The organism is Streptomyces sp. NPDC046862 (genome assembly GCF_040704615.1).
Lineage (GTDB): Bacteria > Actinomycetota > Actinomycetes > Streptomycetales > Streptomycetaceae > Streptomyces.
In genome coordinates, this window is the sequence record NZ_JBEYXP010000028.1 from 15,567 (window position 1) to 38,549 (window position 22,983).

7 protein-coding genes and 2 pseudogenes are annotated in these 22,983 nt (G+C 71.5%); 2 read left to right on the plus strand and 7 right to left on the minus strand.

What is annotated here, in order from left to right; translation table 11 throughout:
* Positions 1-68 precede the first annotated feature (68 nt).
* Positions 69-2,189: a PQQ-dependent sugar dehydrogenase gene (locus AB0959_RS28485; protein ID WP_366829457.1), complete on the plus strand. Its 2,121-nt coding sequence runs from the start codon at positions 69-71 to the stop codon at positions 2,187-2,189.
* A 297-nt stretch (positions 2,190-2,486) separates the two neighbouring features.
* On the opposite strand, the pseudogene AB0959_RS28490 reads toward AB0959_RS28485, so the two are convergent.
* The 7 genes and pseudogenes from AB0959_RS28490 to AB0959_RS28520 all read right to left on the minus strand — a co-directional run.
* Positions 2,487-2,666: pseudogene (locus AB0959_RS28490) on the minus strand (hypothetical protein); the annotation flags it as partial.
* A gap of 206 nt (positions 2,667-2,872) precedes the next feature.
* Positions 2,873-2,998 (minus strand): annotated as a pseudogene (locus AB0959_RS28495) (LuxR C-terminal-related transcriptional regulator); the annotation flags it as partial.
* A gap of 206 nt (positions 2,999-3,204) precedes the next feature.
* Positions 3,205-5,712, minus strand: coding sequence for an ATP-binding protein (locus AB0959_RS28500; protein ID WP_366829459.1), 2,508 nt, complete (start codon positions 5,710-5,712; stop codon positions 3,205-3,207).
* Positions 5,709-8,912 (minus strand): hypothetical protein, encoded by a 3,204-nt coding sequence (locus AB0959_RS28505; protein WP_366829460.1) that lies wholly within the window; start codon positions 8,910-8,912, stop codon positions 5,709-5,711. Before AB0959_RS28505 ends, AB0959_RS28500 begins: the two co-directional genes overlap by 4 nt.
* Positions 8,909-12,727, minus strand: a complete 3,819-nt coding sequence (locus tag AB0959_RS28510) for an AAA domain-containing protein (RefSeq protein ID WP_366829462.1) — start codon at positions 12,725-12,727, stop codon at positions 8,909-8,911. The genes AB0959_RS28505 and AB0959_RS28510 overlap by 4 nt, the downstream gene beginning before the upstream one ends.
* The gene (locus AB0959_RS28515; protein WP_366829463.1) at positions 12,720-16,772 is read right to left on the minus strand and encodes an AAA family ATPase; all 4,053 of its coding nucleotides are present in this window, start codon (positions 16,770-16,772) and stop codon (positions 12,720-12,722) included. Before AB0959_RS28515 ends, AB0959_RS28510 begins: the two co-directional genes overlap by 8 nt.
* A gap of 4 nt (positions 16,773-16,776) precedes the next feature.
* Entirely contained in the window at positions 16,777-18,225 is a 1,449-nt protein-coding gene (locus AB0959_RS28520) for a hypothetical protein (protein ID WP_366829464.1), read from the minus strand.
* A 336-nt stretch (positions 18,226-18,561) separates the two neighbouring features.
* Here AB0959_RS28520 and pglW point away from each other — a divergent pair, with 336 nt between their 5' ends.
* On the plus strand, positions 18,562-22,971 hold the full coding sequence (gene pglW / locus AB0959_RS28525) for a BREX system serine/threonine kinase PglW (protein ID WP_366829465.1): 4,410 nt from the start codon (positions 18,562-18,564) through the stop codon (positions 22,969-22,971).
* The last annotated feature ends 12 nt before the right edge of the window (positions 22,972-22,983 follow it).

Sequence of the window (22,983 nt, forward strand, 5' to 3'; positions counted from 1 at the left end):
CACCCTAGCGTCCAACTCACGCATTTCGCCTGGTCTTTCACCCGCTGGCCGGACCAAAGGAGTTCTGAGTGCGCAACAGACGGATCGTCACCCTCGTGGGGGCGGCTGCGTTGGCCGGAGCCGTCGGGCTCCTGCCCCTCTCCGTATCCCAAGCCGCCCCATCGGACCCCGTGCCGCCGGCTTCGTCGGACTTCCAGAAGGTCACCCTCAACGACCGCCCGGGCGAGCCCATGGCCCTGGCAGTCCTGCCCGACCGGCGGGTGCTGCACACGGCGCGCACGGGAGAAGTCCGCATCCACGACCCCAAGAGCGGCGTGAACTTCCTCGCCGCCGACATGAAGAAGAGCCCCGCCGGGCTCTACCAGCACGACGAAGAAGGCGTGCAGGGCATCGCCGTCGACCCCGGCTTCGCCAAGAACCACTGGGTCTACCTCTACTACTCGCCCCGCCTCGACACCCCCATGGACGACCCGGCCACCCCGGGCGTCAACGAAGGGGACGCACCGCAGTCCGGCACGGCCGAGGACTTCGCCAAGTACAAGGGCGTCACACGGCTGTCGCGGTTCAAGCTCGCGGGCAACAAGCTCGACTACGCCACCGAGCAGAAGATCCTCGACGTGCCGGCCGACCGCGGCCTCTGCTGCCACGTCGGCGGCAAGATCGACTTCGACCTCAAGGGCAACCTGTTCCTGTCGACCGGCGACGACTCCAACCCGTTCTCCTCCGACGGCTACGCCCCGCTCGACGACCGGCCCGACCGCAACCCGGCCTACGACGCGCGGCGCACCGCGGGCAACACAAACGACCTGCGCGGCAAGGTCCTGCGCGTCAAGACCAAGCGCGACGGCGGCTACGCGATACCGGACGGCAACCTCTTCGCGCCGGGCACCCCGAAGACCCGCCCGGAGATCTACGCCATGGGTCTGCGCAACCCGTTCCGCTTCGGGGTGGACGACAAGACGGGCGAGGTCTACGTCGGCGACTACTCACCCGACGCCAAGACCGCCGCCCCCGACCGTGGCCCCGCCGGCCAGGGGCGCTGGATGGTCATCGACCGCCCCGCCAACTACGGCTGGCCGTTCTGCGTGACTCAGGACATGCCGTACCAGGACTACGACTTCGCCACCAAGACCTCCAGCGGCGCGTTCGACTGCGCCAAGCCGGTCAACGACTCGCGGCACAACACCGGCCGCAGCGTGCTGCCCCCGGTCACGGACGCGGAGATCGTCTACGGCTACGACGCCTCCCCGACGTTCCCCGAACTCGGCACGGGCGGCATCGGCCCCATGGGCGGCTCGGCGTACCGCTACGACCCACGGAACAAGGCCCAGAACCGCTGGCCCCAGTACTTCGACGGCAAGCCGCTCTTCTACGAGTGGACCCGCGACCAGATGAAGGCCATCACCCTCGGCAAGAAGAACGAGGTCCAGAAGATCGAGGACGCGATCCCCTCGATCAAGACGGACGGCCCGATCGACGCCGAATTCGGCCCGGACGGCGCGCTGTACGTGCTCGAGTACGGCACCGGGTACTTCGCGGAACTGCCCGAGGCACAGCTCTCCCGCATCGACTTCACCCGGGGCAACCGCACCCCGGAGCCCAAGGTCGCCGCGGACGTGGTCAACGGCACCCGCCCACTGACGGTCCAGCTCTCCAGCGCCGGCACGAAGGACGCCGACGGTGACGCCCTTAGCTACGCCTGGGACTTCGACGCCGACGGCACCGTGGACTCCAGGGAGGCGAACCCGAAGCACACGTTCACCGAGAACGGCGTCTACGACGCCACGCTGAAGGTCACCGACAGCACCGGGCGCTCGGCCTCCGCGTCGGTTCCCGTCGTCGTCGGCAACAAGGCACCGGTCGTCTCGCTCACCACCGACCCGGCTCCGCACGGCGGCACGGCGTTCCACTGGGGCGACACGGTCACCTGGCAGGTCACCGTCACCGATGACCAGCCGGTGGACTGCTCGAAGGTCAGCGTCTCGTTCATCCTCGGCCACGACTCGCACGGCCACCCGCTGTCGACGAGCAACGGCTGCTCCGGATCGTTCAAGACGTTCGTGGACGGCGGTCACTCCGGTTCGGACAACCTCAAGGCGGTCTTCAACGCCACCTACACGGACACGCCCCCGGACGGCCTGCCGTCCCTCTCGGGCAGCGCCGAGGTCGCACTGACCCCGGCCGACTGACCGGCGGCGACACCGCGGCGGGGCGCCCACCCTGGGCTGCCCCGTTGCCGTGGCACCGCGACCCGATTCCCGGACGTCCACAGGCGCGATACTCCCGGGCAGTAGTGGACGTATCCGCTGCGGGCCTTACGGTTCTCCGGCCGTGAGGCCCGCAGCGTTTCGCCGCGCGGGCAGGTGTAGGGCCGTCCGCTGTGTCGCACGCCTCCCTCCAGAGTGCGGCCTGAACAACCCAGCCAACCTCTTCGATCACGGCAGTAGCGATCGGGCGTGGAAGCTGGTCCTGATGCCGGCTGGGTCTCAAAGCCACGCGTGGCGGATCGTCAACCGTCCGAACCCCATGGTCCCGGAGATCCGGATCCCGGGCCCGCCGGGGCGGGGGCACCGCCGGGTCTTGTAGAGCGTGTCCTTCCACCCGGTGTGCAGATCGTCGACGATCGCGTCGCGAGGCCCCGTGATCCCGGGCCTGCCGGTGCCCATCTCCTCGTGCGAGACATGCCCTTCGGCGTAGGTTCTCGCCGCTTGCTTCCTGCGCCGACGCTCGGCGCCTCACGCCGTGGCCTGGGCGGTCAGTCTCACTCCCGTATGAGGCCCGCCGGCATGGCCGTGCGAGACGAGCGGCGGACCTGCGACAGGTGAGGTCTGCGCGGCTGGCGCGGCGCCAGATGCTGGCGGCAGCCGGGGATTCAGTCCGTGCGCCAGCCAGGGCTGACCATGCGGTACTCGCAGGCCATGACCACGACTTGGGACCGGTCCCGGGCGCCGAGTTTGGCCATGATGCGGCTGACGTGGGTCTTCGCGGTCAGTGGCGCGTTCGCCGGGCTGGCGCTTGGTGTACCCGCTCCCGCCGGCACGGTCGTGGCGGTGATCCCAGGCAACACTCGCTCGAATTCGAGGTAGGCATCGTGTCTTCCCCCCCCCCCCCCGCGGCTCCGCCCCGTCCCGTTCGGCGTCACCGAATCCAGACGGCATCTTGAGCCGGGGGCCGCCTCCCCGATCGGAGACCCGCCGGTCGATCTCATGGAGCACGCTCCGGCAGTACGAGCCGCAGCGCGGCACCCGTAAGGGTGGGATGCGCCGACTCGAAGACCTCCAGCTCCGCCTCGACCAACGGCGTGGCGAAGGCCCGCAGGAGGTGCCGGGCCCGGTACAGGCCTCCGCTGCGGCCCTGCTCCCGGCCTGCCGCGCTGAGGGCGAAGATCCTGCGGCCGCGGGATCCGGCAGGCAGGCCCGGGCCGCTGTCCTGCACCTCGACGAGCACCTCGGGGCTCTCCGTCTTCGCCAGGACCTGGACCAGTCCGGCGTCCGTACCCGCCACCACGCCGACCGCGTTGTCGAGCACCTCGTGGAGCACGGCCCGCAGCACGGGTTCAGGCACGTCCACGCACAGTGCGGGCGGGCAGCGCACGTCCAAAACCGTGCCCGGATACTGGTCGCGGCACTGCGCGGCCAGTGTGTCCAACAGCGGTGCCAGTTCGGTGGCCGACGGCTGCGCCGCGCCGGCCAGCACCGCGGGGTCCTGGTCGTGCAGTTCGGCCTCCGCCGCGGCGGCCAGCGTGGCCAGCTCGTCGCCGTCCGCGCCGCGGCTCTCCGCCGCCGTGAAGCGGACGAGGGCCGGTACAGTCGCGAAACGGTTGCGTTGCCACGGGGTCCAGTTCATAGGTGCCCGGGGCTCGTCCGGTGCGGCCACCTGGTCTGCGACCTGCTCGTCCCGAGTGAGCATCAGGCGTGCCAGCAAGCCGGTCAGGCGCTGCTCGGCCCCCGCCCGCAGCATCCGAACGATGCCGCTCCGTGGCACCATCAGGTGCTCGCCCGTCGCGTCCCCGGTGCGGACGAGCAGGCCGCGCGCCACCAAGGCGTCGACCCCCGCAAGCACCTGGTCCCTGGCCTGCGGCCAGTCCGAGCACACCTCGACCAGCAGGAGAAGATCCTCCGGACTGACTTCTCCGGTCGCGGGATCGCCGGCGGCCAGCGCCGCCCACCAGGCGGCCTCGGCGGCCGGCCCGCCGCAGCGGGTCACCAGTTCCTCCTGCAGGGCCTGTACGAGAGCCTCGTCCCGCTGCCAGCCGCCGTCCGCCGCGGACCAGAGATCGGTCCCGGCGGCGGCCGTCCGGTGTTCGGCGTAGCGGAGCATGACCCGCAGCGACGCCGGATCCATGGCCGTGCAGTTCTCCAAGGCCTGGGCGACGGTGTGGCCTCCGCTGAGCGCGAGGTAGGTGATCCAGCGTAGGGTTCGCCAGGCGGTGTTCGGTTCGTCGCCGAGTACGGCGGCCAGGTCGGTGCTGCGGCCCCCGATCAGCGCCGTCACCGGCCACTGACGTGCGAAGATGCCCAGCAGGGCGGAGGCCCGGTCGTCGGGCAGGACGACGAGCCGGAGCAGATCGTGCAAGGACAGCACCGCCGTGGCCTGACGGTCGGTGTAGCCCTGGGCCGTGAGCCCGGGGGCGACGGCGACGTGCGGCGGCTGTCCCGTCAGCCGGTCCGGCACGGCGGTGGTGCCCGGTCCGCCGACGTACAGGTCGACACGTCCTCCGGTCGGGTGCAGCCGGGACAGGGCCTCGGTGCCGAACAGCCCGTCAAAGTACGTGTGGTGGAAGCTGCTGGTGTCGACCCGGCGGGCCACCCCGCCTCGGACCGACGCGCCGAGAAAGCGGTTGAGGGCGTCGGCGAACGCCTCGGCGGCCTTGGCGGAGTCCTCCCTCTGCAGCCGGTTGTAGGCGGTCAGCAGATTCGTGCCGCTGCTGTCGGCTGCCTCCCACGAGGCGAACTCCGGGGGCCGGGCCGCCGCAGAATTCAGGTGATACGCGAGGAACGCGTCCGGGTCCCACTGCGGGTCCCACCGGGGCAGCGAGGCGGCGGACTCAGGGATGGACGAGCCGAGCGGCTCACGCTTCAGCAGCGTCCGGGCAGCGACCAGTTCACCGGCATCGATCAGCGCCTCGACCCGCTTCGCGGTGGGCCCGCCGCTGGGCGCGGTGGCGTCGGCGGCCTGCCGGTGGAGCCAGGCGCGCAGCTCCAGAGTGATGGGTTCCACCTGCCGCGCCAGTGCGGCAGCCGCCGCGCCCAGGCCGCTGTCGGCGGCAGCCTTGCAGGAGTGGGCGCGCGCGGCGAGAGCGGCGACATCGAGGGCGTCGAAGGTGACGTCGGCCGCGGCGGCGCGGCGCTCCAACTCCCGGACGCGCTGGCGCACGTCCTCTCCCGCCGCGGCCCGCGCCGCCTCGAGTTTCCGCCTCAGAGCCTCCTTCTCGTGTGCGCTCAGGTCCGGGCAGTCCGCGCGCACGTACGCGGCGGCATCGAACTCGCCCCGCTCCAGCAACTCCTCGCACACGGCACGCGGTGGCTTGCCTCCGGCGTGGGAGAGGACGGCACGGGCGCAGCTGGCGCCGTCTCCCGGGCGGTCCTGTCCGGTCTCTGCCGTGAGGCCGACCAGCACGTCCGGAAAGCGGAAGCGACCGGGCCAGGTCTCCAGCAAGGCCCGGTCGACCCGGGCCACCGGACTGTCCCCCACTATGCTTTCCTGGCTCATACCTCCTCCTTTCCGGCCTTCGGCAACACGGACAGAGTCTCCAACAGAGCCTTGGCCGGACGGCAGGTCGGCTCACCGAGCGCCTCGGCCTCGGACAGCAGCTGGTGCCAGTCGCGGTCGAGGTGCCGGGCGAACTCCCGCTGACAGGCGGTGAGCACGGGCAGCCGTCCGGGCTGCTGGTCGACGCCGTCGACGGAGACGGCGACGAGTTCACGTGCCTCGGTCAAGAGTTCGGTGACCTTGCGCGCGTACGTCATGTGGTTGCGCCACTCGATCTTCCGCACGCCCAGCTGCACAGCGAGTCGGTCCATCAGGGCTCTGACCTCCTGCTGAGTGCGCGGCAGCGCCATGATGTCCTCGGCGCCGGGACCGGGCGGGGACTCGTGGTGGGCGACCTCCCGGAGTAGCGCCAGCATGCGGTTCGAGTGGAACAGCGCACGGTGCAGCTTCTCGCCGTCCTGGAAGGTGAAGTGGTGCTTGATCTTGGCGAAGTCGTCCAGCTCGGCCGCAAGCCGGGCCCACCGGTCGCGGGTGTCGGTCAGCTTCTCCTGGCGTGCCGCCCATTCCCTGGCGTCCCTCAGCGGCAGCGGAGCCGGCTCCTGGCGGAAGCAGGCGCGGGCCGCGGCGCCGAGGCGCGCCCAGGCCGGGGGCAGGTCACGACCCGGCCCGTCGCCGTCCAGCAGGACTTCGCAGACGTCCACGCCGGTGCCCCCACCCTGCAGCAGCATCTCGGCAACCGCACCGACCAGGGCGATTGTGCGGTGTTTGGCTGGGGCGGTGTTGAGTTCGACGGTGCTCGCGTAGAGCTGGTAGCCGAGCGGGCCGTGCTCCACGGGTACGGCGACGGCGGCCAGATCCACGGACATCCCGCCCGGGCCGCCGAGCAACGGGGCCAGCAGGTACGCCTCCATGAAGGCGCCGCGCGCCCAGGCGTCGTGGAGCAGCCAGCGCGCCCACACTTGGCACTCCTCACCGCCGTCCGTGCCGCCCAGCAGCAGCTCGGCGGCCTCGCGGCGCAGGACGTCCGCAGACTCGTCTCTGTCGCGGCGATTGGCCAGCACGGTCCACGGGTCGTCGTCCACAGGGGCGGCACCCAGCGCCGGCAACTGCGGCAGGTAGGGCGGCGGCTCCGCGGCATCGTCACCGTACCAGCCGGGGATACCCATTTCCCGGGCGAACTCGGCGGCGAACGCGGTGCCGACGATGTGCAGGCCCAGCTGGCCAGGGGCCGGACCGCGCACCGGGTTCACGGCCCGGCTGCCCAGCGGGTGGTGGCTGCCGACGACCACCTCGTGGTCGCTGAGGATTGCCCGCGCCCGGGCCCGGGTGTTGCGCAGGGTCCGCTCGTGAGTCAGCCGCTTCTGCAGCTCGCTGTACCGCCCGTCGGCCTGGTGGCCCTCCTTGCCGACCGGCGGGTGTTGGAGATGCACCACCACACCCTTGTCGCGCAGTTCGGTAAGCCGCTGCGCGAGCTGCTCCTCGCACGCTTCGGGCTCGGCCCGGTCGTCCAGGACGGCGAGCCGTTCGGTGGCGCTGGAGACGAGGCGCTGCGCCAAGTCGACGTACATGCTGTCCCAGACGGTCCGCACCACCGGCGCACCCCGGTGGAGTTCGTCGACGGACGCGCGGAGTTGCCGGAGTAGCCGACCCCAGTCGGCCGCCCAGGTGGTGCGGGACGCGACGGCGTCCTCGTCCCACTTGTCGTCCAGCTGCGGAAGGATGACGCGGTTGCGCCCGGCGTCCGGGGCCGGGTCGCCGGAGCCTTCGCGGCGCCCGAAGTCCGCGGGCGCGAGGGCGATCTCCTGGGCCTTCTGCCAGTACGGGTAGGCCCGGCGAGCCCAGCTCAGCAGCTCCGTCACGCACTCGGGCGGTCTGTCGCCGTCATCGACCGGCTCGATCAGGACGCCGGAGCCGGTGTCCTGCGACAGGACGCTGCGCGACCCGACGTACGCAGTCCGGTCGTCGCAGACGACCACTGAGGCGGCACAGCGACTGCTGCGCTGTTCCAGCAGGACGTGCCCCGGAAAGCGCGACTGGAGGTCGAACAGGGCGGTGGCCACCCGTGACTCCAACTTCGAGTACGGCGTGCTGCCCCACAGGAATACCAGGGTGACCCCGCGCTTCGCGGCGAGTTCGAGCGAGGGCAGCATGGGGTGCAGGGCGTTGTACGAGATTTCCGGCAGCGCCAGCAGCACCTGGTGGGTGGCGTCCTCGATCAGGTGGGACACCACCCAGTCCACGCCCGCCCCGGCGGCCACACTGCTGGCCGAGCAGCGGCCCCGGTGGGCCTCGTCCAGCTCCTCCAGCACCTGCAGCGCCGTGAGGCTCAGGTCGTCGTGCAGGCTCGGCACCCGCTCGTCGAGGGCGTTCGTCAGCTCCGTGGCCAGGCGGTCCAGGCGCTGCATCATGACGCGCAGGCTCTCGGAGCGACCCTCCTCCAGGATCTGACGGTTTGTCAACAGCTTGGAAAACCTGCTTTCCGGCCGGTTGTGCACCAGGTCGGTGACGCGGGACTGGAACAGCTCTTGGGCCCGCCGGCCCCACCCGGGCGGGGGCGCGACGGGCACCGCCGTGAGCAGACCGGTGCCCGGGTCCCGCTTGACGACGGTCTCCACCGTGCGCCACCGCACCGCTTGTGGCGGACTGAGCACCGGGTTGGCGAAGGACACGTTCAGCACGCGGCTGCGGCCGTCGTTCGTGCGGTCGTCGTTCGTGCGGTCGTCGTGCACGGCCTGCCGCACGGCACGCAGGAGTTCCGTCTGCGGCAGGTCCTCCTCCGAGACGCCTTGGGCGAGCGGCATCTCCAGCGCCCCCCGAGGCGGGCGTTCGCGGCCCTGTTTGTACGGCAGGACGGTCGCGGTTATCGGGTCGAACAGGAACCTGCGCGGCTGCACGGTGGTGGGCAGTGCCGCGTGGCCCTCCTGGCCGCCGAGGGCCGCCTCCGCCGCCTGTGTGCTCTCCAGAGTGTGTGTGGTGAAGTCCACGGCGAGGAAACCACGGCCCCACAGGCCGTGCACCACGTCCAGCATCAGCCGGTGCGGCAGGGAGAACAGCTCGCCCAGCTCCTTCACCGTCCGACGACCGCCGGCCACGGCCTCCAGCACGAGCGCCTCCAGGGTCGAGGCCCCTGAGTCGGCACCGAACTCCACCCGAAGGGTGATCACCCGGCACGGCACGGCGATCAGCGTGGTCTCGGTCACGGGGTCTCTCCTGCCGTCATGCTCGCCACGGCCGTGCCAGCCATGTCGCCGGTGTCAACCGTGCCGGTGTCCGGCGCCTCGGAAGCCTGCGCGGGGATCTCCGGCACGGCGGCCTGCTGTGCGGGGATCTGCGGCTGTTGTACCGGGATGAGCGCCCCCGCGTTCCCCGCGCTGACGATCTCCCCGGTCGACGCGTCGACGACTCGCCCCAAGGTCCGGAATACCTGGATGACCTTCAGCCAGTCCGTTCCTCCGTGCCGCTCGAAGTGCTCCATGTTCCCGACAACCACGAGCAGGCTCCGGGCACGCGACAGCATCACGTTGACCACGTCGGGCTGGGCGGTGTGGCCCACGTTCTGCCGGGAGTCCGTGCCCCGCTCGCTGCTGCGGACGAGCGAGAGCACCACCGTCTTCGCCTCGCCGCCCTGGAACGAGTGGACGGTGTGCACCCGGCCGTCCAGGAAGCCCTTCTTCAGCTCCTGGACCTGGCCTCGGTACGGCGTCAGGACCGTCAGCTCCTTCGGATCGTTGCGGTCCGCCAGGCCCATCGTGCGCACCAGTTCCTCGACGAGCGCCACCTCGCAGGGATTCCACCAGTAGCCGCGGTCGCCGCAGTCGTCGCGCCGGGAGGTGTCGAGCCACACCAGCGGCGCGCCCTTGAGGTAGTCCGGCCTGGTGTGCGGGTGGACCTGACTCATCTGCGGGTCGGTCTTCAGGAAGGTGCCGTCCGGGTCGTCCTCGGTGACCGCGGGATAGAAGGCCCTGGCGAACGGCAGCGAGATGTCCCGGTGCATACGGAACTGCATGTCCAGGACGTCCACGGGATGCCGTGCGTCGGCGGCGACGCCCGGGGTGTGCCCGTCGAAGAAGCGCCGGAACAACTGCAGGAACTCCAGGTAGCTCCCGCGCTGTTCGTAGTGCAGGCGGACCCGCTCGTCCTGGTTGGCGGCCAGGCCGTCCAGGAAGGCCTCCATCTCCTGGGCCCGGTGCGGTCCGAGTTGCAGATAGTCGCCGATGAGGGTCCAGCGCACGCCCAGCGCGAGGGGGATGGTGATCTCGGTGGGCCAGGCCTTGGCCGCCTCCTCGATGATCACCCAGTCGAACATGTCGGACGGGTCACGGATCTCGTCGGTGAGGGTGCCCGCGATCGAGCAGGTGGCCAGCACGATGTCGGCACCCGACTTGATGCGCTCGGTCAGCTCTACCGCGATGTCCCGGGCCAGCCTGGCCCACCGGGCCATCAGGTCCTCCTCACCGGGACGCGCCCCCTCGTGGCCGTCCGTGACCCGCCGCTCGATGTGCTCGATCAGGTCCTGAGCGAGGGCTTCCGCGGTGTGACGCCGCAGGGCGGACGGCAGGTCGTGGCGGTCCTTGGCCTTCGACAGCTCCCGCAGGACCAGGATGGACCGGTCGTCGATCTTCGGCTTGAGCTCCTTGATGATCTTGGCGGCCAACTGGTCGAGGGCGTCGTTCGACTGCGCGCTCACCAGCACCCGGGCCCCGTACTCACTGCCGAGGAAGTTCCGCAGCGCCCGGGCCACCACGGTGCTCTTGCCCGTACCGGGCGGGCCCTGGAGGGCGTAGAACGGATGCAGCTTCAGCATGTCGGCGATGATGTCGTCCGCCCTGCCTCGCAATGCCTCCTCCGTGAGGCCGTCGGCCCGGGCCGGGGTGCGGCCGCCGCGCAGGGCGATGGACCGCGGTTCGTACAGCGTCGACGCGAGGCCGGCCTTGTGAACGAGCGAGTCGTAGCCCCGGACCTCGCGGCGCAGCTGGACCTCGCTGCCCCGGTCTTCGTCGGGGCGTAGCCAGCCCACTTCGGGCAGGTCCCGCCGACCGAACGGCGTCTCGACGACGAAGGAGTCGGCGTCCAGCCGCTCCCTGATCCGCACCTTGACGGTGCGCTCGCCGTAGTAGGGCCCGACGAAACCGGACTCGTTGTCGTGGTTGCGGTCCTCCGCGATGACGAGCTGCGCGAACTCCTGCTCCGCGAGGAGCTGGTCCGCGAAGTCACCGAGCGGGGGCCTGCGCCGTCGGCCGGGGGCAGCGTAAGCGGTGAGCAGGGGGTCGCCGTGCATCCAGCGGCGATCGCGGTTCTTGTCGTGGGTCAGGACGAGCCTGCCGTTGTCCTTCACCAGTTGGTAGGGGTAGTTGCGGCCCTTCAGCACGATCCCTCGGTACTCCAGCATGAACGCGAAGCTCCGCAGCATCTTCTGCACCCCGGTGTCCTGCCGGACCCGCTCGGTGGCGACGGAACTGGTCAGGTTCTCCCAGGAAGGACGGTTGTGGCGTTCGATGTCGAGCGACTTGCCGAGATAGAACGGGGCCAGGTCGAACCTGCCGATCCGCCGCCGTGGCCAGGTCTTCAGCAGATCGCCCGCGTACCGCTTGTCCACCAGGTACTTGATGACGAGCGTGTCCTTGTGGGTGGCAATGCGGCGGCGCATCACCGATTCCTGGTACAGGTACGCGCAGAACCACACCGCCTGGGCGCCGATGAGCACCCACTCCGCCTCGGCCAGGGCCTTGCGGTCGCCGTCCTGGACGTAGCCTTCCGCGCCGCCGGGGCGGTGCACCAACTCGGCCTGTCTCAACTCCTGTTCCAGGAACTCCTGTAGTTCCCGGCAGCCCTCGGCGGTGTCGGTGCGATGGTCGGTCCAGCCTCGGGTCTCGTGGATGGTGCCGACCGACTGCTCGGGCATGAAGGCCACGAGCCGGGGGCGCTCGCGCTTCTCCTCGGCCTCGTCCACGGGTTCCAGGGCGAGGGAGATGGCCGTCCAGTGCCGTTGCAGGGCCGCCGACGCCTGGAAGGCGGAGCTCCGGCCGGTGGGGGACGGCTCGAGCATCTCCATCAGGGCCGTGCGCAGCGGGCGGGGGAGCCGGGTGTCGACGTTGAGTTCGCGGCGCATCGCGGTGTGCAGGCGGATCAGGGCGTTGGGCAGCTCGTCGTGCTCGGCCCGGTCGACGGCCGCGCACTCCTCGGGCAACCGGTCGGTGAGGGAGTCCAGGAACAACTCCCAGCCCAGCACGCCCAGCCCGAACACGTCGGTGCTGCCGTGGTCGAGGCGGCGCGACCGAATATCGCCGAAGACCGACGGGTAAGTCTCCGGCGCGATGTACGCCAGGTGCTGGGCCGGGCTGATGCCCTGCGGCGGAGTGTGGAAGAGGGCCCGCATGGCCTCCTCGTACCTTTTTCTCCCCTGGGGCCCGCTGACCACGTGCAGCAGGTTGTTCAGGAGGGCGCTGAGCTCGAACCGGGCCAGCGAGAGGGACGACTGGGCCGGTTTCCCCGGTACCTGCGTCATACGGATGGCGGCCAGGGTCACGTTCCGGTGCACGATACGGGTGCTGTGCAGCTGGCTGAGGGCGTCGACCAGCAGGCTGAACTGCTCGAACGCCACGACCGGGAAAGTGGTGGCCCACTGCCGCACATCGAGCCAGCCCTCCTCCGGGAGCGGCCTGCCGACCTGACAGGTCATGATGAACGCGACCTGGTACGACTGGTCGAACCTGCCGTCCTCGATCACCGGCAGCGCGGGATGTCCGAGCATCCGCAACCGCAGCAGGTTGCGGACCTCGTGTTCCCACAGCTCGCCGGCCACGCCGTCGACCTGGAGGAAGAGCGACACCTCCCGGTCGCGCAGCAGTCCGGGGTGTGACAGCACGAACCGGACCAGCTTGCCCTTGATGACCTCCTCGAATTCTCCGACGAGCGTGTAGGGACCCTCGCCCTCGGGGGCGTGCACCGCCTTCTTGCCGGTGAACAGCTTCTCCAGCACATCGGTGATCTCCTCCGGCCCGACGTCGTCAAGCATGCGTGTCCTCCGTCCCCTCGTCGTCGCCCCTCGACGCGACGGCTCCGATGGCGAGTACGACGATCCCGTCGTCGGTGGTGACGGCGAGCCGCCCACCGGACAGGGCCGTCAGATGAAGTCCCGGGGCACCCAGGCGGATACGGTGCACCGGCGTCCCCCAACCGGACGGACCGTTGCGCCACACCAGCACGGCACCCTCCCGATCGAGGCTCGCCCACAGCTCTCCGCGCGGCCCGCCCTCCAGCGCCGTCCAGCCCATGACGCGGCTCGCATGCCACTTGACGACGGACGAGGGGCATACGACGTCCCCGGGAGACTCGTCCGCCGGGAGAGAATCCAGCGGCACCCGGTCCGTGAGGTCCTCACCGTCCGCAGCCCCAAGGACGTGGACGGCCGAGCGGGCGCACAGGGGCGGCGACAGGTCGTCGGGCTCGCGGACCACCAGCACCTCCGTGCCGTCCTCCGTCCTGTGCCGCTGCACCCGTGTGACGTGGGGCCACCGCATGGCCGCATCCGCGCCGATGGCGGGCCCTGGCACCCACAGGTGGACGAAGGGGTCCCGCCCGGCCGCCGTCGCCAGCACGGCCCCGCCGTCGGGCCCGCGCAGAACGGCCGTCGTCCTGGCCCGGGGGATGCCGCCGGCCACCGGTTCGGGGGGCCCGCCCGCCGGCCCCAGCACGCGCACAGTGCCGTCGGCGTCACCGACGACCAGCGTGTCCCCGCCCTGGGAGGGCAGCACGGCCAGCAGGGGAGCGTGCAGGTCTGCCACGCCCGACGCCTCCCGGTCGGCCGCGGCCAGCAGGAGGACCTGGCCGCCCGACTCGGTCACCCGCCAGAACTCCACCGGGCCCTCCGCGGCGGCGGTGACCAGCCGTAGCGCGCCCCCGGCGTCCGTGACCGCGGCGAGCGCCGTCAGCGTCCAGTGGGTGTGCAGTGTGTCCAGCCGCGCGGGCCTGGGACCGCTCACGTCCCACAGGATCAGTTCCCCCGACCGGTGGGCCGCCGCCAGCCACTGCCGTCCGTCGGCCGAGGCCAGCGGCGTCAGACCGACCACGTCACCGGAGGAGACCGCCGGCATGGCCTCGGCGCGCTGCCCGTCAGCGCCGAGGAGCGCGAGGTACCCGCCGTCGCCGCCGAGCGCGAACCGTCGTGTCCCGTCGGGCAGGGCGGCCACGACCCGGACGATCTCGCCCGCCGTCGTCACGGCCAACCGGGTGGGCTGGTGCTCGCCGCCGGTGTCCCACAGGTGCAGCGTGCGGTCGTCGTGGGTGGTGAGCAGCAGGCCGGGCCCCTCGTTGCCGTCCCGGTCGCCCCGCGCGGCCAGGGCACTGACCGGCCGGCCGCTGCCCCGCAGCAGCAGCGCGGGGCGGTGCGTACGCCACGGCTCCCACATCACCACCGTGCCGTCGAGCGTGCCGGTCACCAGCCACGGGGCCGAGGCGTGGGCGGTCAGCGCCGACACGGCGCCGTCGCTGCCGCCGAGCTTCAGGTGCGGGGGCAAGGTCCGCAGCCGCCCCCAGCGCACCTCCCAGGCCGCCCCGGCACCGGCGGGATGCAGCTGTCCCGTGGCGCGCAGCCCGCCCAGCTGGCGCAGCCCCAGCCGGTCGGCGGGCGTGGACGACTGGATGAGGTGGGCGGAGGCCACGGTGCCCAGCACCTCGATCGGGAGGTCGGCGGGCGTGGCCACGCCGTCCCCGCCCGGGGTGAGGGCCAGGGCACTCAGCCCGGCCACGGGGAGCCGGTCGAGTACGGCGATTCGGTCGGCCAGCTCCGCCCAGCCGGGGACTCCGCAGTCGGCCGCGTACTGGGCGAGCCGCGCTTCGAGGTGCGGGCTGATCGACTGGCCCCCGGCGCACTGCTGCGCCGCCAGGTCGAGCAGCGAGGTCAGCATGCCCAGGCGCTGTTCGAGGGTGCTGGTGGCCAGGAGTTGCTCGGTGTAGGTGCGGTGCGCCAGCCGGTAGACACTGCGCCGGTCCTCCCCGTCCAGGAGGACGTACGCCGCCGCGCGGCTGAGGAAGAGCGACAGCTCCTCTTCGGCCGAGGGCCGCTCCGATCCGGCGACGCCCGACGCCGCGTGCGCCCAGATGCCGTCGGCGCGGGGCAGACCGCGTCCCTGGGCCAGGGCCAGGGCCCGCAGCAACGCGTCGGCCGTCGGCAGTCCGTCGGTGATCCGGGCGACGGCGGACCCGAACAGCCCTGTCCGGTTGCTGGCGAGCAGTTGTTCCAGGGCGGAGCGCGCGGCGTTCTCGGGGGTCAGCACCTGCGGCCGCTGCTCGATCTCGCCGACGGCGAGGGCGGCCTGCAGAAACTGCCAGGACCCCTCGCGCACATGGCGCTCGACGGCTTCGCTCACCGTGCGGACGACCGTCTGCCGCCACGCGGCGTCGCCGACGGCGTGCTCCCTGAGGACGCGCTCCACCCCGCAGGCCGTGTACGCGGCGGCAGCCTCCGGATCGGCGGTGAGCTCCAGCACACGGGCCCGCCCGGTGGCGCTGCCCAGGACGGCTCGCAGGTCGACCCGGCCGCCGGGCTCCTCCGCGGCGTACGGGGAGGTCCGGGTGCCGATGAGCAGCCGGACACCGGTGGCCTCGGTCAGCTCCCGCAGCAACGAGGCGACGTGGAAGGGGGCGCGGGCCTCGTCCAGGGCGTCGGCGAGGATCAGCGTGGGGACGACCCGGCCCCCGGGGGCGGGGGAGGCGGCCAGACGGCGGCGAAGGAGTTCGAGGGGGTCGTCGTGGTCCGGACCGCCCGGTGCCGCCGCCGTCGGCTCCTTCCGTACGCCTGGGCCCAGAACTCGCGTGAGCTGTTGTACGACGTCGGCCGCGGTGCTCCCGGTGAGCCGCAGGACCGCGCCCACGCGCACACCCGCCCACACCGGGTTCTCGCCCTGCCGTAAGCGTCGCAGGATTTCGCCGAGCAGGGCCGACTTGCCAGTGCCGGGCGGACCGGTGACCACGAGCACCGGCGGCGCGTCCGGGGCGGCGCACCATTCGGCGACGGCGGCCAGGTCCGTGGTACGGCCGGTGAAGTCCGGGACCACTTCGAGGAACCCTGTCTCGTCCCCGGCGTAGACGCCCGCTTGCACGGCCCCTTCGTACCCGGGATCGGCCGGCGCCTCTTCGGACTTCCGTTGCCGGCGCTGCTGTTCGGCGACGGTGACAGCCCCGTCGAGGGGCACCACGTCCCGCAGCCGCAACGTCAGCTCACGGGAGGTCTCCTCGCCGACGAGCTCGGCGTAGGAGACCTCGCCCTTGAGGTGACACTGCAGGTCCCGCAGGGTATACACCTTGTCCTGCCAGGTCATCCTGGCGAGGTAGCTCTCCAACGCCTTCCGGAACGTCCCCAGGTATCCCTGGGCCGCCGCCTTGCCCGTGGCGACCAGCAGCAGCGAGCACAGTTCGGGCGCGCGGGAGCTCAGGAACTTCCCGTGGACCTCCTTCGCGAAGTTCTTCGAGTTGCACGCCTCGATCACGACGATCGCCCAGTGGCCCTCCTCCGTGTCCCGGAGCTGCTGCTCGGCGTGGAGGTAGTAGGCGAGCATGTCCGGCGTGACCCGGGCGTTCCGCCGCTTGTGCCCGGCATCGGGCACGAGCAGCGCGGGGCCGGTGTTTCCCGGGACGCCGTGGCCGAACCAGAGCAGGACCGAGGGCCGCCCGGCATGGTCCCCCCACTCCCCGGCCCACCGCGCCAGCGCCTCGTCCGCCTCCGTCAGCGACATCAGGAGTCGTTCGTCGTCCTCGTCCGGCTGTGCCGGGTCCGTCTCCCCGGCCGGCGGAGGTACGGCCACCCCGCCCAGCCGCTCCAGGACGGCCACGACCCGGTCGGCTTCGCCCGCGGTGTCCGCGTCCGGGTAGCGCAGCACCGGCCCCACGGCCAGGGCGTGCACGTCGAAGGAGTCGGCGACCTCTGTCTTGTCGTACGCGGGCGTGCTGTTGCCGCGGACGACGAGGGGGGCGTCCGCGTGCAGGCCGGGCTCCGGGGTGCCTGAGGTGCGGGCATGCGCGGTCCCGGTGGCGGGGGGCGGTGCGAGGTACTCCGCGGTCATGGCGTCAGCCGTGCTGCTCCGGGGCCAGTACGGGCACGAGCCGTCGTATCGGTTCGACTCCGCCGCGTACCTCCACCTCGTACAGCCCCGGCCGGTCTGGCAGACACGTCGCCGTCCAGCCGTTTTCGGTGCCGCGCATCGGCTTCAGAGAGGGGTACTGGACCGTGTCGAGTCCGCTGACCTCCCGCACCACGCACTCCAGGTCCGTACCGTGGGGGGCGCCGCCCACGTCGATGGTGAACGCGGTGTCGGGATCGGCCCATTCGGGGGTGTGGAGTTCGAACTCGTGGTCGCCGCCGAGCATGTCGCCCAGCTCGTCGGGGTGGCGCAGGCCGCTCAGCATGCCGCAGGCCAGGTCGATGACGCCCTCGCTGCGGGCGAGGGCACTGTGCTCCTGGTTCACCGTGACGGGCCGGGCGTCGGAGCCCCGCAGATGGGCGGCGAACCGGTAGACGGTGCCGTCACCCTTGCTGTCCTGGGTGCGGGGCCTGCCGTTCGCGTCCAGGAGGAGCCTGCCCGCGTCCCGGCGGAACATGTACCGCTGGGCCACGGCGGCCCCGGCGTCCATCCGGTAGCTCTGCCAGGTCCGCTGACCCGCGCCGACCACCATCACGTGCTCGGGCAGCAAGGTGCCGCTCCTGCTCGCCCGCCAGTCGGCGGAGGCCTGCGCCAGGTCGTGCCGGCCACCCAAAGCCACGAAGTCGTCGACGTCCGGCGCCCGCATGTCGGTGCCGACCTCGCAGCAGCGGTAGCCGGGCAGCAGGTCGTACAGCCCCGGCATGGTCGGGGTGATCTCGCGCAGCACGGCGGGCGGCAGCAGCCCGGGCGCTCCTCTGCCGGAGTTGAGCATCACAGCTGCCTTCACCGAACCCGCGAAAGGGGTGCCCACGGTCATGACCGCTCGTACGTCGCTGTTCATCTCGCCGCGGTGCAGGACCTCGCGGGCGAGCAGGCCGCCCATGGAGTGGGCGACGATCAGCACCTTCGCCGGTCCCGCTTCGGGATGCTCGCCGAGGTAACGGCGGTGGGCGCCGTGCACCCGCCAGGCGTCCAGGTGGCGGCGGACCTCCCGGGCGAGCAGGGCGCCGTTGTGCTCCACGGACAGCCGCCAGTCGTAGGGGAACGGCTGGACAGCCGCCTTGTGCAGGGCAGCCCGTCTCAGCCTGGAGATCAGGCTGTTGTACGGCTGGACGTGACCGAGTCCCGGGAACCAGTCGGCGACGTTCAGCACCCCGGTCGCCTCGATCCGGCCGGTATCACCCGCCCGTTCGGCGTCCTTGACGGCCAGCGCGCGCAGCCGCCGGGCGTGTGCGCGCGCGGAGTACTGAAAGACGCGTCCCAGCCCCCATAACGGCGTGTCGGTCTCGACGTCCCGCAGGGCGCTTCCCATGATCCCGGGAGCCACCACCACGGCATCGTGCAGCTGTCGTTCCGGCGCGCGCCGCTCACTCATACTCTCGCCCCCGAGTGTCATCGACCGTTCAGCTCACCCCCGTGAGCTGTGATCGGGGCCAGGACGCTACACGGTTTTGCCCGCTCCACGAACAGATCGGAGCGAATCCACGCGAACCGTCAACCTACGGACGCCCGTGGGTGTACCATCCCTCAGCGCTCACCGACCGAGCCACGCGTGTGCCCGGCAACGGCCGCATCGCGGGAGCCCCCCCCACGTCTCGACGGCCCCCAGCGCGACGTCACGGCTGCCCGGCAGGCCCTCGCCAGAAGCCGCGCTGTCAGCCCGTGACGGTAGGCTCCACCAGGTATTCGAAGCGGTGAGGAGGCCGACGCAGTGGCAGCAACGGGAGGGGGCCCGCGGCGGACACCCGGTCCGGCCGTGCCCAAGCCGGGGCCGGTCAAGCCAGCCCAGCAGTGGTTCCAGGAGCGTCCCTCTCCCTTCTCCTGGGAGCAGGACGCGCTGGACCACGTCAGGCGTCTCATGCCCGCTGCCGAGCCGTACCGTGCCTGGGCCACCTTCTCCTTCACCGCCCAGTCGGGCAGGGTCAATGAGTGCGATCTGCTGGTGGCCGTCCCCGCCGGACTCTTCCTCGTCGAGATCAAAAGCCATCCGGGCGAGCTTCGCAACACCGGTTCGACCTGGAACTTCCGAGGCGACGACCGCACCCGCACCATCAACAACCCGCTGCACTTCAACGACCTCAAGTCCAAGGAACTGCGCAGTCAGCTCCAGTGGGCCGCCCGCAAGCTCTACCGGAGCGACCGGATGGTTCCGCGTATCGAGCCGGCCGTCTTCCTGTCGGCCCCGGACCTCGTCAGCCACCTCGACGAGGTCCAGCGCATCCGCGTGTTCGGACGCGACGACGGCGCGAGCGGTCTGAGCCGTATCTGGCAGGACTTCCTCCATCTGCCGCCCGACCGGCCCGAGCGGCGCATCACCGAGGAGTTCTCCCGGCATCGGCTGCCTCAGCTGCTCAAGGCCATCGGCATCCGGCAGTCGACCGGCCATCTGCGTTTCGGTGAGGCCTGGAAGATGGAGCCGCACCCCCTCGACGCGGGTGCGTCGTGGGAGGACCGCCTCGCCAAGCGGGACGACGGTCTCGCCCAGGAGGAGGGCCGGGTGCGCGTCTACCTGGTCAGCCAGGGCGCGACGGAAACGGACCGCAAGAAGACGGAGCGTGCGGCCCGCCGCGAGTACCAGGTCCTCCAGGGCATCACGCACCGCGGCATCGCCGACGCCATGGAGCTGCGTGACCACGAGGGCGGGCCGGCGATCCTCTTCCGCCATCGCCACACCGACCTGCGCCTCGACCAGTACCTGGACACCTACGGCGGCAGGCTCACCCCCGAGATCCGCCTGGACCTCGTACGCCAGCTCGCCGAGGCCGTCCGGTACGCCCACAGCCGCTCGCTGTACCACCGCGCGCTGGCGGCCCGTTCCGTCTACGTGTCGTTCCGGGGCGAGGGCGCGCATCCCGAGCTGCGCATCACCGACTGGCAGACCGCGGCCCGTGACTTCGACAGCAACGCCACCTTCTTCCGGTCCATCGGTGGCTCCGCACTGGATGCCGCGCTGATCGAGGACGCGGCCCACGTCTACCTCGCGCCCGAGACCGACCAGCCCTTCCCTGACCCAGGTGACCTGGACATCTTCGGTCTGGGCGCCGTCTCGTACCTGATCCTGACCGGCAAGCCGCCGGCGCCGCAGCGCAGCGTTCTCAAGGAGCGGCTCCGCACCGAGTCGGGGCTGCACCTGTTCGCGGTCGCCGACGGCATCTCCGACGCACTCGACGCCCTGGTGTTCCGGGCGACGCGTGCCGATGTCAATGACCGGCTCAGTTCAGCGGAGGAGTTCCTGGACCTCCTCGACGAGGCGGAACGGGCCGATGCCGCGCCGGACTCCGCGCCGGCTTTGACCGTCGACCCGCTGGAGGCACTGCCCGGCCAGGCCCTGGACGAGGAATGGTCGGTACGGCGAGTTCTCGGCACGGGAGCCACGGCCCGCGCACTGCTCGTGGAGCGTGCCGTGGAGGACGACGACGGCACGATCCGCGTCGAGGAACGGGTCTTCAAGGTAGCCCTCGACGAGCAGAAGGCCGGCCGGCTGCGCGCGGAGGAACGCGCTCTGAAGCTCGTCGGCGGAGGCGCCGTCGTCCAGCTGCGCGGGGACGGCCTGCGCGAGATCGGTCCTCGTACGGTCCTGCAGCTGGAGTACGCCGGTGAGCAGTCTCTCGGTGCCCGGCTGCGCGGCAAGGGACAGCTCAGCTACGACGAACTGGAGCACTTCGGCGAGGACCTGTTCCTGGCCCTCGACCAGCTCGCCGCGAACGGCGTCCGGCACCGCGACATCAAGCCGGACAACCTCGGCATCCAGCGACGCAAGGACTTCACCTGGCAGCTCAAGCTGTTCGACTTCTCACTGACGGACGCCTCCGACCGTGACGTGAAGGCCGGCACCCGCGGCTACCTCGACCCGTTCCTCGGGTCCGTGCGCCGCCCGCACTTCGACGACCACGCCGAGCGGTATGCCGCGGCTGTCACCCTTCACGAGATGGCGAGCGGCGAGCGGCCGCTCTGGGGCGACGGCCGCATCGATCCGCTCACCAACGAGTCGGCCGAGCTGTACATCGCCGGCGAAGTCTTCTACCGGCCTCTACAGCCCGGTCTGACCGCCTTTTTCCGGCGCGCTCTGCACCGTGACATCGAGCACCGCTTCGACACACTGCGGCAGATGAAGGACGCCTGGCAGAAGGTGTTCCGGGACGCCGACACGGACCGGCCGCCGACCACCCCCTCCACGGTGGGCACCGAGGGGGAGGACACGGAGCAGGCACGGGACCGGGCGGCACTGGCCGCCGACACCGGCACGGAGCTGGAGCTGGCCGGTCTGTCGCCGCGCGCGGTCACGGTCGCCGCCGGTCTCGGCGCCACCACGGTGGGCCAACTGCTGGACATCCAGCCGTCCGTGATCTCCAAGGCCCGTGGTGCCGGCCCGTTGGTGCGCAAGGAGCTGAACCGCCGCCGCAACCAATGGACGGCCGCCCTGCGGGGGAAGGCCGCCGCTCCGGCTGCGCGCAAGGCCGCCTCTCCGCCGAAGGTCGGTGATCCACAGGCCGGGGTGACCGGCATTCTGTCGGTCGACGACATGGTCGACCTGCTGACCCCGCCGCCCGGCCGCAAGGGCTCGCACCGCGCCGACGTGGTACGCCTCACCCTCGGTCTGCCGCCCGAGGACGGCGGCCTGTCCCCGCTCGGCCCCTGGCCCGTGCAGGCGCGGATAGCCGAGCACCTGGGCATCAAGCAGACGTCGGTCTCCCGCCACCACCGGGCCGAGATCAAGCGGTGGGCCGAGGCCGAGTGGCTGCAGGCGGTGGGCACCGAACTGGTCGAGATCGTCGCCAACTTCGGCCGCGTCATGACCGCCGCGCAGGCCGCTCAGGAACTGCGTGCCCTGCACGGCGCCCAGGACGACACCTCCGAGCGCGTGCTGGCCCGGTCGCTGGCGGTCGTCCGTGCCGCCGTCGAGGCGGAGACCCGTGAGGAGGAAGGACACGAGCCACGCCTTGCCGTGCACCGGCGTGGCGACACGCTGCTGCTGGCGTCCGAGTCCCTGCCCGGCACAGACGACCCGAATCCGCACGAACTTGCCGACTACGCCGCCGAGTTGGGCGTGCGGGCGGAGAAGCTCGCCGTCCGGGAACCTCTTCCCGGACGCGTCGAAGTGGTGCGGGAGCTGCGTGCGGTGCCCGTCCCGGAGGGCTTCGCGCCGCTCGCCGACACCCGTCTGGTGTCACTGGCCGCCGCGGTGGCGTCGTCCGTGGTGCGCCACACCCCCCGCCTTGAGCTGTACCGGCATGACCTGAGCCTGGAACGCGCGCTGCGCATCTCCCAGGCCGGAGCCGGTGTGCGCGCGGACCGGGGCATCACGGCGACCGAACTGGTCGCCCGGGTACGAGCCCGTTTCCCGGACCTGGACGTCCTGTCGGGCGGCCGCGAGCCGACTCCCGTGGTGCTGGAGGACGCGCTCCAGGCGGCCCGCTTCGACCTGCGGCACGACGACGAGGCGGGCCGGTTCCTCCCCCCGATACCGAGGTCGACGGGCCCCTGGTCCTCCACCGGCTCGGTCACCAGCATGCTGCCCCCGGTACGGGCCGTGCCGCGCCACGATCCCGAGGACCCGCACGGTGAGCTGCGCGAACAGCTCACCGAGAGCGTCCGCCGCGGCGGCTTCCTCGCCCTCACGGTCAAGGCCGCCCGCCTACAGGGCACGGCGGAGATGATCGCCGCACGCTTCCCGGTGACCCCCGTCGACCTCTCGGCACTGTTCCTGCGGGAGTTCAGGCGGCTCGTCGAGGAGAAGGGCCAGGACTGGCGGACGGTCCTGCGTGCCGACGCGGCCTCCGCCCCCGGCCGTGTGAAGCCGGGCCTCGCCACGTTCGTCCGTGTCGTGTGGCAGCGCGTCGCCGAGGACCTCGCCGCCGGCTCCGCCGAGCCGCGCACGGTGCTCTTCCTCCACGACGCCGGTCTGATCGCCCGGTACTGGGACGAGGGCGGCCGTACGTTCCTTGTCGCCCTGCAGGGGGCCGCCCGCCGTCCCTCCGAGGGCCCGCACGGCCTGTGGCTGCTGTGCCCGATGGAGTCCCGCACCCAGGACCCGCATCTGGACGGACAGCCGGTTGAGGCGCTGCGCAACGACGGGGAACTGGCCTATCTGGATGGAGGGTTCCTCAAACAGCCGGCGTAGGTGGCGAGAAGA

Coding starts and splice junctions, on each gene's coding strand:
- AB0959_RS28520 (WP_366829464.1), bottom strand. CDS start 18,225: ATGAGTGAGCGGCGCGCGCCGGAACGACAGCTGCACGATGCCGTGGTG.
- AB0959_RS28515 (WP_366829463.1), bottom strand. CDS start 16,772: ATGACCGCGGAGTACCTCGCACCGCCCCCCGCCACCGGGACCGCGCAT.
- AB0959_RS28500 (WP_366829459.1), bottom strand. CDS start 5,712: ATGAGCCAGGAAAGCATAGTGGGGGACAGTCCGGTGGCCCGGGTCGAC.
- AB0959_RS28510 (WP_366829462.1), bottom strand. CDS start 12,727: ATGCTTGACGACGTCGGGCCGGAGGAGATCACCGATGTGCTGGAGAAG.